The organism is Pseudomonas azotoformans, assembly GCF_001579805.1.
In the GTDB taxonomy this organism is placed as follows: Bacteria; Pseudomonadota; Gammaproteobacteria; order Pseudomonadales; family Pseudomonadaceae; genus Aquipseudomonas; species Aquipseudomonas azotoformans_A.
This window is the reverse complement of the sequence record NZ_CP014546.1, coordinates 808,054-821,567: the sequence shown is the minus strand read 5'-3', so window position 1 is coordinate 821,567 and position 13,514 is coordinate 808,054. Positions and strand designations below refer to the sequence as shown.

At 54.1% G+C, this 13,514-nt stretch carries 7 protein-coding genes, 2 tRNA genes and 3 rRNA genes; 9 read left to right on the top strand and 3 right to left on the bottom strand.

Annotated elements, in window-relative coordinates; genetic code table 11:
- Position 1: 1 nt before the first annotated feature.
- Positions 2 to 430 carry a protoporphyrinogen oxidase HemJ gene (hemJ, locus tag AYR47_RS03915; protein ID WP_033898145.1) on the bottom strand — a complete coding sequence of 143 codons (429 nt, stop codon included), beginning with the start codon at positions 428 to 430 and terminating at the stop codon, positions 2 to 4.
- 135 nt (positions 431 to 565) lie between these two features.
- Here hemJ and argC point away from each other — a divergent pair, with 135 nt between their 5' ends.
- The 3 genes from argC to erpA all read left to right on the top strand — a co-directional run bounded on the left by argC (position 566) and on the right by erpA (position 3,753).
- Positions 566 to 1,600: an N-acetyl-gamma-glutamyl-phosphate reductase gene (gene argC, locus AYR47_RS03910; protein WP_010206935.1), complete on the top strand. Its 1,035-nt coding sequence runs from the start codon at positions 566 to 568 to the stop codon at positions 1,598 to 1,600.
- A gap of 206 nt (positions 1,601 to 1,806) precedes the next feature.
- Positions 1,807 to 3,189, top strand: a complete 1,383-nt coding sequence (locus AYR47_RS03905) for a hypothetical protein (protein ID WP_156487777.1) — start codon at positions 1,807 to 1,809, stop codon at positions 3,187 to 3,189.
- A 213-nt stretch (positions 3,190 to 3,402) separates the two neighbouring features.
- Entirely contained in the window at positions 3,403 to 3,753 is a 351-nt protein-coding gene (gene erpA / locus AYR47_RS03900) for an iron-sulfur cluster insertion protein ErpA (RefSeq protein WP_003176443.1), read from the top strand.
- Between the two features lie 68 nt (positions 3,754 to 3,821).
- On the opposite strand, the gene AYR47_RS03895 is transcribed toward erpA, so the two are convergent.
- Positions 3,822 to 4,913 (bottom strand): anhydro-N-acetylmuramic acid kinase, encoded by a 1,092-nt coding sequence (locus AYR47_RS03895; protein WP_033898146.1) that lies wholly within the window; start codon positions 4,911 to 4,913, stop codon positions 3,822 to 3,824.
- Between the two features lie 3 nt (positions 4,914 to 4,916).
- Positions 4,917 to 6,335, bottom strand: coding sequence for a peptidoglycan DD-metalloendopeptidase family protein (locus AYR47_RS03890; protein ID WP_033898148.1), 1,419 nt, complete (start codon positions 6,333 to 6,335; stop codon positions 4,917 to 4,919).
- Between the two features lie 208 nt (positions 6,336 to 6,543).
- Here AYR47_RS03890 and tyrS point away from each other — a divergent pair, with 208 nt between their 5' ends.
- From tyrS to rrf, 6 genes are all read left to right on the top strand, one after another.
- The gene (gene tyrS, locus AYR47_RS03885; RefSeq protein ID WP_033898150.1) at positions 6,544 to 7,743 is read left to right on the top strand and encodes a tyrosine--tRNA ligase; all 1,200 of its coding nucleotides are present in this window, start codon (positions 6,544 to 6,546) and stop codon (positions 7,741 to 7,743) included.
- A gap of 496 nt (positions 7,744 to 8,239) precedes the next feature.
- Positions 8,240 to 9,776 (top strand): 16S ribosomal RNA (locus tag AYR47_RS03880).
- A gap of 82 nt (positions 9,777 to 9,858) precedes the next feature.
- Positions 9,859 to 9,935 (top strand) — tRNA-Ile (locus tag AYR47_RS03875).
- 30 nt (positions 9,936 to 9,965) lie between these two features.
- A tRNA-Ala gene (locus AYR47_RS03870) sits at positions 9,966 to 10,041 on the top strand.
- A gap of 249 nt (positions 10,042 to 10,290) precedes the next feature.
- A 23S ribosomal RNA gene (locus tag AYR47_RS03865) occupies positions 10,291 to 13,182 on the top strand.
- Positions 13,183 to 13,343: 161 nt separating this feature from the next.
- Positions 13,344 to 13,459 (top strand): 5S ribosomal RNA (gene rrf / locus AYR47_RS03860).
- The 16S, 23S and 5S rRNA genes sit together here with 2 tRNA genes alongside, the layout of an rRNA operon.
- Positions 13,460 to 13,514: the final 55 nt, after the last annotated feature.

Below are 13,514 nucleotides of genomic sequence, written 5' to 3'. Positions count from 1 at the left end.
ATTAGAACGGTTTGACCACGACCAAAATTACGATAGCCAGCAATATCAGAACGGGCACTTCATTGAACCAGCGATAAAAGACATGGCTGCGGGTGTTTTCGCCACGGGCGAAGCGTTTTACCTGCGCGCCGCACATATGGTGGTAGCCGATGAGCAGTACGACGAGTGTCAGCTTGGCGTGGATCCAGCCGCCCGAATGAAAGATGCTCGGGTTCAGGTAGATCAGCCAGCCGCCGAAGATCAGCGCGGCAACCATCGCAGGCCCCATGATGCCGCGGTACAACTTGCGCTCCATGACGCTGAAACGCTCCTTGCTGACGGTGTCCTCGCTTTGGGCGTGATAGACGAACAGGCGTGGCAGGTAGAACAGCCCGGCAAACCAGCAGACGATGCTGATGATATGGAAGGCTTTGACCCATAGATAAAGCATTTTTAGTTATTCCCAGGTTCACGGTAGCCGAGATAGTAGTGGCTCATGCGCCCGTACGTCACGTTGACGGTTGTCGCAGGACGATACGGCCCCTATTATCGACGGCTTTCCAGTGGGTTCGTTGAGGGCAGGTTTATGGTCAAGGTCGGTATCGTCGGCGGCACGGGTTACACCGGTGTCGAATTGCTGCGTCTGTTGGCACAGCATCCGCAAGCAGAGGTGGTGGTCATCACTTCCCGATCCGAGGCCGGGCTGGCCGTGGCCGATATGTACCCGAACCTGCGAGGCCACTACGACGGTCTGGCGTTCAGCGTTCCGGACATCAAGACCCTGGGCGCCTGCGACGTGGTGTTCTTCGCCACCCCGCACGGTGTTGCCCACGCATTGGCCGGTGAACTGCTGGCGGCGGGCACCAAGGTGATCGATCTGTCGGCGGATTTCCGTCTGCAGGACGCTGATGAATGGGCCAAGTGGTACGGCCAGCCTCACGGTGCGCCGGAACTGTTGGAAGAGGCGGTGTATGGCCTGCCGGAAGTCAATCGTGAGCAAATCAAGCAAGCGCGCCTGATTGCGGTGCCGGGTTGCTATCCGACCGCGACTCAGCTGGGTTTCCTGCCGTTGCTGGAAGCTGGGTTGGCGGACGCTTCGCGCTTGATCGCAGATTGCAAGTCGGGCGTCAGTGGCGCCGGTCGTGGTGCCGCAGTCGGATCGCTGTACTCCGAGACGTCGGAAAGCATGAAGGCCTATGCAGTAAAAGGGCATCGTCATTTGCCGGAAATCCGCCAGGGGCTGCGTCGCGCGGCGGGCAAGGACGTGGGCCTGACCTTCGTGCCGCACCTGACGCCGATGATCCGCGGTATTCACTCGACGTTGTACGCAACCGTGGTTGATCGCTCGGTAGACCTGCAGGCGTTGTTTGAAAAGCGTTACGCCAATGAGCCGTTCGTCGACGTGATGCCGGCCGGCAGTCATCCGGAAACCCGTAGCGTGCGCGGTGCCAATGTGTGCCGGATTGCGGTGCACCGTCCACAGGATGGCGACTTGGTGGTCGTGCTGTCGGTGATCGACAACCTGGTCAAGGGCGCGTCGGGCCAGGCGGTGCAGAACATGAACATCCTGTTTGGCCTGGATGAGAAGCTGGGCTTGTCGCATGCAGGCATGTTGCCATAAGCCTATAAAAATCGAACAAGGCGCCTCGCGTTAGTAGGCGCCTTGTTCAGCCACCGCTCATAGTCTCTCACAACACTTCACGGGAACCTCTTTCCCGCCTTCGCCACTCATATTGTGCTGTTCTTCACTAACAACCATGGATTCGGTGATAGAGCATGGTGCTGATGATGTCTTTAAAAGACGCACTTGGCACTTGAGAGGCTAATATGCTGATTCGCAGTCACTCCCTACCTAATATTAATACCCATGAAACTGCTATTGATTTGTCGAAAGTTAAACTTTCAGACAATAGGCTGCAGGCGGTCGCCGCAGTGTTTTCCTATAACCCTTCCGGGACTAAAGGGGCCAATCTGGATGAGAATGAAAATGTCGTCGTAGCATCAGGATCTGTGCCGCGTGCGTTGAATAGTGTCCCCATTCGTTTGAAACCCAATCCTCTCTGGATCAACCCAGAGACCAGGCTTGCGTGTAAATACTCCCCGGTCAAGGTGCCTGAACCGGCCCATGAAGGCGTCAGCCAAAGCATGCGGACGGTGCTTCATAACCGAATCGAAACCTGTAGAACTCTTGCCGGGGAGCGGAGTTTCTCGGGGGATAACAGCAATTGGCTTTCCTTCATTAGAGGCCCTCAGTTAAAAGAGGCTCATTTCAATCAAGATACTGTTCCCGCGCTCGTCATCAGTGGCGGTAGCGCAAATAAGCTTGCGGCGGATTTGCGCAACGAGTACAGCCTGGCATGGCATCCCAAGAACATGCGGGTTGGGTTGGATGGTCGTTCCGATCCGGTCTTTCTCATCGTCCATAAGTTGGATTACCCGACTTATACATCAGTATTGAGCGATGCATTGGAGTCTTATCCAAACCTGAGAATCATCGGTTGGGACGGAGGAAAGTTGACTGGGTTTGGCGCTGCGCGTGCTGCGGCACTTGGGTTTGCTGACTCATTACCATGGAGGCCTGAGCGCTTAATGATGATTGATCAGGATGTGGTGACGACAGAGCAAACCAGGCATTCAAATCCTGCGGTACGCCGTAGAGTCGAAAACCTGCATCAAGCGACCAACCAGCCTGTAGTTGGATTCGGTGTCGGCTACCCGACACGACAAACGCCACCCCTCCCGTTTAGAGATACTGAGCAGCCGAAACCGTCGGATTGGGACGGGCCCGCCGAACAGTTTGTTTCCCTCCGCGCGCCTTATCGTAGGAATAGAGGCGATGGTATTTATGACCCCTATATGGTGGCGGGGGGCGAAGACATGCTCATGAGTAAAAAACTTGGCTTAAGCAAAGAGGGCCGTAATACAGCGCAGGTTCAGGAGAAAATTATAAAGAAAGAGCTCAAAGGTCCGCCGGACGTGCCTAACACTTATTGGAGCGAGGGGCGTGTCCAGACGTTAAAGGCGCTCTTTGAGGCGGAAAAAAACACGCTGGTCGCGTTCGAGGGAGAGAGCATGACGCTTGATAGTCTGATGTCAAAATTCGTAGGTAATGGGTGGGTTTCAGCTCACCCCAGCGTTGACTCGTATACAGCTGCTGCCTGCATCGTCGAGCGTATTATTTTGCGGCTGGCGTCAGAGTCGCGGCTGTGATCGACGAATCAGCCTCGCATCTGGACTCACCCTGCATGGCGCCGGCCGGATTCTGTGTTGAGCACGAGCAAACCTGCCGTCAGGTGAGCCCCAAGTGCCTTTCATACCGATGATGCGTTTGATATACCGTAACAATAGTTGACCGCTTTTCTAGGAGAAGCGGATAATGCCGCCATTACGCATATGGCGGCGGTACGCCGGGAGATTATCAGCATGAGCGTTGAATCCTTCACCCCCACGGCTTTGCAATTCACCCACGGTGCTGCGCACAAGGTGAAGAGCCTGGTCGATGAAGAGGGTAATGATCGCTTGAAGCTGCGCGTATTCGTTACGGGCGGCGGTTGTTCAGGGTTTCAGTACGGTTTTACCTTCGATGAAGATGTGGCCGATGATGACACTATCGTTGAGCGCGAGGGCGTGAGCCTGGTCGTGGATCCGATGAGCTTCCAATACCTGGCAGGTGCCGAGGTGGATTACCAGGAAGGTCTGGAAGGTTCGCGTTTCGTGATCAAGAACCCTAATGCCACCACGACCTGTGGTTGCGGGTCTTCGTTCTCGATCTGATCTGTAGCGCATACAAAAACGCCGCTTGGCTGTGATAGGCCAAGCGGCGTTTTGCTGTCCGGGTATTTTTAGGCGGGGTAGATCGCGCCCAGTACCCGAAGCCCGCGTGCGCCGGTGACGCTAGGGCGGTTGGCGGCGATGCCTTCGAGGCAGCAATGCGCCAGCCAGGCGAAGGCCATGGCTTCGACCCAGTCGGGGTCCACGCCGTAAGTGGCGGTGCTGCTGACGTGGGTTGACGGTAGTAGAGCGGCCAAGCGATTCATTAGTGTGGCGTTGTGAGCGCCGCCACCACATACCAGCAATGTTTCTGTCTGGGATTGGGCCGACTGTAGTGACTCAACGATCGTCAGGGCGGTCAGCTCAAGCAGCGTTGCCTGCACATTCTGAGGCTCAAATACAGGCAAGCGGCCAAGGTGTTGGTGCAGCCATTGCAGGTTGAACACTTCGCGGCCAGTACTCTTTGGGCCTTTGGTCACGAAGAAGGGGTCGCTGAGCAGGGCGTTGAGCAACGTTGGCTCGACCTTGCCGCTGGCTGCCCACTGGCCATCGCGATCAAAGTGTTCGCCGCGTTGTTGGTGAATCCACGCATCCAATAGGACGTTGCCCGGGCCGCAGTCGAAGCCGGCGACAGGCTTGCCGGTCTCGATCAGGCTGAGGTTACTGAAACCTCCCACATTCAATACTGCACGGTTACCAGTGTGCTCACCAAACAACGCTTCGTGGAAGGCGGGCACCAGCGGGGCGCCCTGGCCACCGGCGGCCACATCGCGGCTGCGGAAATCGCTGACCACGGTGATATCCGTCAGCTCGGTGAGCAAAGCCGGATTACCGATTTGTACGGTAAAGCCTCGGGCGGGCTCATGGCGGATGGTCTGGCCATGGCTGCCTATCGCACGAATGTCCCGGGGCTTGAGGTTTTGTTGATCGAGTAGAGCGTGAATACCTTGTGCGGCCAAGGTCACCCATTTCTGTTGGGCAATGGCGGAGCGGGCGATTTCATCCGGCCCGCTGGCGCATAGGGCAAGCAACTCGGCGCGCAAGGTATCTGGCATTGGGATGTAGTGCGTGGCGATCAACTTGATCGCCGGGTATTGCTCGATCAAGGCAATGTCCAGGCCATCGAGGCTGGTCCCGGACATCACGCCTACATAGAGCGGCATGCCTTAACGCTTCGCCGAAGCCAGCAGGGTGGAGCGCTCTTGATCCATGCGCACCATCAACGGCTGGCTTTGTTGCATGAAGCGGGCGCGCTCTGCCTTGGCGATCGGGTCGGCCATCGGCAACTTCTGGCCCAGTGGGTCGACGTGGACGCCATTGACCTGGAACTCATAGTGCAAGTGCGGTCCAGTGGACAGGCCGGTAGTGCCGATATAGCCGATCACTTGGCCTTGCTTCACGGTACCGCCGGTTTGCACACCCTTGGCGAAACCTTGCATGTGGCCGTACAGCGTACGGTAGGTGTTGCCATGCTGGATGATCACGGTATTGCCGTAACCGCCGCGACGACCTGCCAACAGTACCTTGCCGTCGCCGGCAGCCTTGATTGGCGTGCCACGCGGGGCCGCATAGTCCACACCTTTGTGGGCGCGGATTTTGTTCAGAATTGGATGCTTGCGACCCATGGAGAAACGCGAGCTAATACGAGCGAAGTCCACCGGGGTGCGGATAAAGGCCTTGCGCATGCTATTGCCGTCGGCGGTGTAGTAGCTGCTGTTGCCTTGTTTGTTGGTGTAGCGCACGGCGGTGTAGGTCTTGCCGCGGTTGGTAAAGCGGGCGGAGAGGATATTGCCAGTGCCGACGACCTTGCCGTTGGCGACTTTCTGCTCGTAGATCACGTCAAATTCGTCGCCTTGGCGGATGTCCTGAGCGAAGTCGATGTCGTAGCCGAACACGCTGGCCATGTCCATGGTCATGCTGTGGGACAAACCGGCGCGGGCTGCGGATTGCGATAGCGAGCTGTTGATAACGCCGTGTACGTAGGCGGAGCGCATCACGGGTTTGGTGGTGATGCGATTGAAGGCAAAGCCCTTGGCACCTTTGGTCAGGGTGATGCTTTCGAGGTCGCTGACATTGCTGTGCAGGTTGTGCAGTTGGCCGTCAGGTGTCAGCTCGAATTCAAGTTTCTGGCCGTGTTTGAGCTGGGTAAATTGCTTGGCCTGCTTGTCGCTGGCCAATACTTCATTGACGGTGGCAGCAGGGAGGCCGACTTTCTCAAACAGGGTCGACAATGTGTCGCCCTTGGCCACGATCACTTCGCGGTGTTGTGGGTTCTTGGCTGTATCGGCGACCGGCGCAGACGGCTCTTGGGCGGCTTGCTGGGTGTCTTCCGGGCTGCTTTCTATCTGGGCGAACGGCGATTCGGTCGGTGCATTTGTGGCTTGTTGCGCGTCGGAAGCGTCTTGATCTTGTGTCAGTTGTTCAACTGGACTTTCCAGGTCAAGGCTCAGGGATGTTCGTTTGGCTTCTACGTCACTGGAAGGGAATACCAGGAGTGCCAGGCTGAGAAGGGCGGCGATACCACTTGCGGCGAGCAGGTGGGTCTTCGGGTAAAGCGGCGGCGCTTTAGACGGTTCAGTGGTCATAGGTAATTTGACTTTGAAGATGAAATGGAAAAGATGAATGACATGATGAAGATGAAATAACTGTATAAAATATAACCAAATCATCTGTGGCGCAAGCTCGCGAACGCTGGGCTTGCTGAACGGTGTCCGTTCGCAGGGCAAAACTTGTAATTAGTCCCTGATCTTGTATGGTTGGTTCCCTTTTGAATCTGAGCCTTGCGGGTCTGTTATGAAGTCGGTTGAAGAGCAGCTAGCGCTGATAAAACGTGGTGCGGAAGAACTGTTGGTCGAAGCTGAGCTGATCGAAAAGCTCAAGCGTGGCCAGCCCCTGCGTATTAAGGCTGGCTTTGATCCGACTGCGCCGGATCTGCACCTGGGCCATACCGTGCTTATTAATAAGCTGCGCCAGTTCCAGGAGCTGGGGCATCAGGTCATCTTCCTTATAGGTGACTTCACCGGGATGATCGGTGATCCGAGCGGCAAGAGCGCGACGCGCCCGCCGCTGACGCGTGAGCAGGTGCTCGATAACGCCGAGACTTACAAGACCCAGGTGTTCAAGATTCTCGACCCGGCCAAGACCGAAGTGGCATTCAACTCCACTTGGATGGACAAGATGGGGCCGGCGGACTTCATTCGTCTGACGTCCCAATACACCGTTGCGCGCATGCTTGAGCGTGATGACTTCGACAAGCGCTACTCCACCAATCAGCCGATCGCTATACATGAGTTCCTCTATCCGCTGGTTCAGGGTTATGACTCGGTAGCGTTGCGTGCGGACGTTGAGTTGGGTGGCACCGATCAGAAATTCAACCTGTTGATGGGGCGTGAGCTGCAGCGCGCGTATGGGCAGGAAGCTCAATGCATTCTGACCATGCCGTTGCTCGAAGGGTTGGATGGCGTCAAGAAGATGTCCAAGTCCTTGGGCAACTATGTCGGTATCCAGGAAGCGCCGGGTGTGATGTACGGCAAGCTGGTCTCCATTCCGGATGCGCTGATGTGGCGTTACTTCGAGTTGTTGAGCTTCCGCTCGATGGATGAGATCAATGCGCTGCGTGCTGAAGTAGAGGCGGGCGCCAATCCTCGTGACGTGAAGATCAAGCTGGCCGAAGAGATTGTTGCGCGTTTCCATGGTGAAGAGGCTGCTGCCAATGCTCACCGCGCCGCGGGTAATCGCATGAAGGATGGCGAGCTGCCGGATGATCTGCCGGAGATTGAGTTGTCTGCTGCCGAGGCAATGCCGATCGCGGCTGTGCTCAATAAGGCTGGCCTGGTTAAGAACTCGGCCGTTGCACGCGACCTCTTGGGTTCCGGTGGTGTGCGTATAGATGGTGAGGTTGTGGATCGCACCTTTATATACGAGCTGGGCGCTACCCACGTTTGCCAGGCTGGCAAGAAGGCCTTTGCGCGCATTACGCTCAAATCCGAATAAAACTGAAATTAGGTGTTGACGGCGAATTGTAACTGTCTATAATTCGCCCCACTTCCGGCGCAGTCGAAACGTAAAACTCCTTGGTAAACAATGAGTTATGTAGGTTTCGGCAGTAGGTTGCTTCAGTTCATCGAAGCCAAAAGGAAGTTGAAAAAGAGGTGTTGACAGCAGTGTGTAACGCTGTAGAATTCGCCTCCCGCTGACGAGAGATCGGAAGCGCAAGTGGTTGAAGTTGTTGAAGAAATCTTCGAAAGCTTCTGAAAATAATCACTTGACAGCAAATGAGGCTGCTGTAGAATGCGCGCCTCGGTTGAGACGAAAGATCTTAACCAGCCGCTCTTTAACAACTGAATCAAGCAATTCGTGTGGGTGCTTGTGGAGTCAGACTGATAGTCAACAAGATTATCAGCATCACAAGTTACTCCGCGAGAAATCAAAGATGTAACCAACGATTGCTGAGCCAAGTTTAGGGTTTCTTAAAAACCCAAAGATGTTTGAACTGAAGAGTTTGATCATGGCTCAGATTGAACGCTGGCGGCAGGCCTAACACATGCAAGTCGAGCGGTAGAGAGAAGCTTGCTTCTCTTGAGAGCGGCGGACGGGTGAGTAATGCCTAGGAATCTGCCTGGTAGTGGGGGATAACGTTCGGAAACGGACGCTAATACCGCATACGTCCTACGGGAGAAAGCAGGGGACCTTCGGGCCTTGCGCTATCAGATGAGCCTAGGTCGGATTAGCTAGTTGGTGAGGTAATGGCTCACCAAGGCGACGATCCGTAACTGGTCTGAGAGGATGATCAGTCACACTGGAACTGAGACACGGTCCAGACTCCTACGGGAGGCAGCAGTGGGGAATATTGGACAATGGGCGAAAGCCTGATCCAGCCATGCCGCGTGTGTGAAGAAGGTCTTCGGATTGTAAAGCACTTTAAGTTGGGAGGAAGGGTTGTAGATTAATACTCTGCAATTTTGACGTTACCGACAGAATAAGCACCGGCTAACTCTGTGCCAGCAGCCGCGGTAATACAGAGGGTGCAAGCGTTAATCGGAATTACTGGGCGTAAAGCGCGCGTAGGTGGTTTGTTAAGTTGGATGTGAAATCCCCGGGCTCAACCTGGGAACTGCATTCAAAACTGACTGACTAGAGTATGGTAGAGGGTGGTGGAATTTCCTGTGTAGCGGTGAAATGCGTAGATATAGGAAGGAACACCAGTGGCGAAGGCGACCACCTGGACTAATACTGACACTGAGGTGCGAAAGCGTGGGGAGCAAACAGGATTAGATACCCTGGTAGTCCACGCCGTAAACGATGTCAACTAGCCGTTGGAAGCCTTGAGCTTTTAGTGGCGCAGCTAACGCATTAAGTTGACCGCCTGGGGAGTACGGCCGCAAGGTTAAAACTCAAATGAATTGACGGGGGCCCGCACAAGCGGTGGAGCATGTGGTTTAATTCGAAGCAACGCGAAGAACCTTACCAGGCCTTGACATCCAATGAACTTTCTAGAGATAGATTGGTGCCTTCGGGAACATTGAGACAGGTGCTGCATGGCTGTCGTCAGCTCGTGTCGTGAGATGTTGGGTTAAGTCCCGTAACGAGCGCAACCCTTGTCCTTAGTTACCAGCACGTAATGGTGGGCACTCTAAGGAGACTGCCGGTGACAAACCGGAGGAAGGTGGGGATGACGTCAAGTCATCATGGCCCTTACGGCCTGGGCTACACACGTGCTACAATGGTCGGTACAGAGGGTTGCCAAGCCGCGAGGTGGAGCTAATCCCATAAAACCGATCGTAGTCCGGATCGCAGTCTGCAACTCGACTGCGTGAAGTCGGAATCGCTAGTAATCGCGAATCAGAATGTCGCGGTGAATACGTTCCCGGGCCTTGTACACACCGCCCGTCACACCATGGGAGTGGGTTGCACCAGAAGTAGCTAGTCTAACCTTCGGGAGGACGGTTACCACGGTGTGATTCATGACTGGGGTGAAGTCGTAACAAGGTAGCCGTAGGGGAACCTGCGGCTGGATCACCTCCTTAATCGACGACATCAGCTGCTCCATAAGTTCCCACACGAATTGCTTGATTCATTGAAGAAGACGATAAGAAGCAGCCCGAAATTGGGTCTGTAGCTCAGTTGGTTAGAGCGCACCCCTGATAAGGGTGAGGTCGGCAGTTCGAATCTGCCCAGACCCACCAATTTTGTGTGGGAAACGCCTGTAGAAATACGGGGCCATAGCTCAGCTGGGAGAGCGCCTGCCTTGCACGCAGGAGGTCAACGGTTCGATCCCGTTTGGCTCCACCACTACTGCTTCTAGAAGTTGAAAGCTTAGAAATGAGCATTCCATCAAGATGATGGTGAATGTTGATTTCTAGTCTTTGATTAGATCGTTCTTTAAAAATTTGGGTATGTGATAGAAAGATAGACTGAACGTTACTTTCACTGGTAACGGATCAGGCTAAGGTAAAATTTGTGAGTTACTCAGTTTTGAGTATTATCGAATTTTCGGCGAATGTTGTCTTCACAGTATAACCAGATTGCTTGGGGTTATATGGTCAAGTGAAGAAGCGCATACGGTGGATGCCTTGGCAGTCAGAGGCGATGAAAGACGTGGTAGCCTGCGAAAAGCTTCGGGGAGTCGGCAAACAGACTTTGATCCGGAGATGTCTGAATGGGGGAACCCAGCCATCATAAGATGGTTATCTTACGCTGAATACATAGGCGTAAGAGGCGAACCAGGGGAACTGAAACATCTAAGTACCCTGAGGAAAAGAAATCAACCGAGATTCCCTTAGTAGTGGCGAGCGAACGGGGACTAGCCCTTAAGTGGCTTTGAGATTAGCGGAACGCTCTGGAAAGTGCGGCCATAGTGGGTGATAGCCCTGTACGCGAAAATCTCTTAGTCATGAAATCGAGTAGGACGGAGCACGAGAAACTTTGTCTGAATATGGGGGGACCATCCTCCAAGGCTAAATACTACTGACTGACCGATAGTGAACTAGTACCGTGAGGGAAAGGCGAAAAGAACCCCGGAGAGGGGAGTGAAATAGATCCTGAAACCGTATGCGTACAAGCAGTGGGAGCCCACTTTGTTGGGTGACTGCGTACCTTTTGTATAATGGGTCAGCGACTTATTTTCAGTGGCGAGCTTAACCGAATAGGGGAGGCGTAGCGAAAGCGAGTCTTAATAGGGCGTCTAGTCGCTGGGAATAGACCCGAAACCGGGCGATCTATCCATGGGCAGGTTGAAGGTTGGGTAACACTAACTGGAGGACCGAACCGACTACCGTTGAAAAGTTAGCGGATGACCTGTGGATCGGAGTGAAAGGCTAATCAAGCTCGGAGATAGCTGGTTCTCCTCGAAAGCTATTTAGGTAGCGCCTCATGTATCACTGTAGGGGGTAGAGCACTGTTTCGGCTAGGGGGTCATCCCGACTTACCAAACCGATGCAAACTCCGAATACCTACAAGTGCCGAGCATGGGAGACACACGGCGGGTGCTAACGTCCGTCGTGAAAAGGGAAACAACCCAGACCGTCAGCTAAGGTCCCAAAGTTATGGTTAAGTGGGAAACGATGTGGGAAGGCTTAGACAGCTAGGAGGTTGGCTTAGAAGCAGCCACCCTTTAAAGAAAGCGTAATAGCTCACTAGTCGAGTCGGCCTGCGCGGAAGATGTAACGGGGCTCAAACCATACACCGAAGCTACGGGTATCACGTAAGTGATGCGGTAGAGGAGCGTTCTGTAAGCCTGTGAAGGTGAGTTGAGAAGCTTGCTGGAGGTATCAGAAGTGCGAATGCTGACATGAGTAACGACAATGGGTGTGAAAAACACCCACGCCGAAAGACCAAGGTTTCCTGCGCAACGTTAATCGACGCAGGGTTAGTCGGTCCCTAAGGCGAGGCTGAAAAGCGTAGTCGATGGAAAACAGGTTAATATTCCTGTACTTCTGGTTATTGCGATGGAGGGACGGAGAAGGCTAGGCCAGCTTGGCGTTGGTTGTCCAAGTTTAAGGTGGTAGGCTGGAATCTTAGGTAAATCCGGGATTCTAAGGCCGAGAGCTGATGACGAGCTAACTTTTAGTTAGCGAAGTGGTTGATGCCATGCTTCCAAGAAAAGCTTCTAAGCTTCAGGTAACCAGGAACCGTACCCCAAACCGACACAGGTGGTTGGGTAGAGAATACCAAGGCGCTTGAGAGAACTCGGGTGAAGGAACTAGGCAAAATGGCACCGTAACTTCGGGAGAAGGTGCGCCGGTGAGGGTGAAGGACTTGCTCCGTAAGCTCATGCCGGTCGAAGATACCAGGCCGCTGCGACTGTTTATTAAAAACACAGCACTCTGCAAACACGAAAGTGGACGTATAGGGTGTGACGCCTGCCCGGTGCCGGAAGGTTAATTGATGGGGTTAGCTAACGCGAAGCTCTTGATCGAAGCCCCGGTAAACGGCGGCCGTAACTATAACGGTCCTAAGGTAGCGAAATTCCTTGTCGGGTAAGTTCCGACCTGCACGAATGGCGTAACGATGGCGGCGCTGTCTCCACCCGAGACTCAGTGAAATTGAAATCGCTGTGAAGATGCAGTGTATCCGCGGCTAGACGGAAAGACCCCGTGAACCTTTACTATAGCTTTGCACTGGACTTTGAATTTGCTTGTGTAGGATAGGTGGGAGGCTTTGAAGCGTGGACGCCAGTCTGCGTGGAGCCAACCTTGAAATACCACCCTGGCAACTTTGAGGTTCTAACTCAGGTCCGTTATCCGGATCGAGGACAGTGTATGGTGGGTAGTTTGACTGGGGCGGTCTCCTCCTAAAGAGTAACGGAGGAGTACGAAGGTGCGCTCAGACCGGTCGGAAATCGGTCGTAGAGTATAAAGGCAAAAGCGCGCTTGACTGCGAGACAGACACGTCGAGCAGGTACGAAAGTAGGTCTTAGTGATCCGGTGGTTCTGTATGGAAGGGCCATCGCTCAACGGATAAAAGGTACTCCGGGGATAACAGGCTGATACCGCCCAAGAGTTCATATCGACGGCGGTGTTTGGCACCTCGATGTCGGCTCATCACATCCTGGGGCTGAAGCCGGTCCCAAGGGTATGGCTGTTCGCCATTTAAAGTGGTACGCGAGCTGGGTTTAGAACGTCGTGAGACAGTTCGGTCCCTATCTGCCGTGGACGTTTGAGATTTGAGAGGGGCTGCTCCTAGTACGAGAGGACCGGAGTGGACGAACCTCTGGTGTTCCGGTTGTCACGCCAGTGGCATTGCCGGGTAGCTATGTTCGGAATAGATAACCGCTGAAAGCATCTAAGCGGGAAACTAGCCTCAAGATGAGATCTCACTGGAACCTTGAGTTCCCTGAAGGGCCGTCGAAGACTACGACGTTGATAGGTTGGGTGTGTAAGCGCTGTGAGGCGTTGAGCTAACCAATACTAATTGCCCGTGAGGCTTGACCATATAACACCCAAGCAATTTGAGTCGACTCTCTAATAAAGAGCATCAGATTGCGGTGTGTGAAGACGATAGAACCGAAAGTTCGAATCTCACAAAACACCGAAAGCTGTCACATACCCAATTTGCTGAAGCGAGGCCTATGCCACGACTCAGTACCCGAATTTCTTGACGACCATAGAGCATTGGAACCACCTGATCCCATCCCGAACTCAGCAGTGAAACGATGCATCGCCGATGGTAGTGTGGGGTTTCCCCATGTGAGAGTAGGTCATCGTCAAGATTAAATTCCGAAACCCCATTTGCGAAAGCAGATGGGGTTTTGTTTTGGGCGGTCG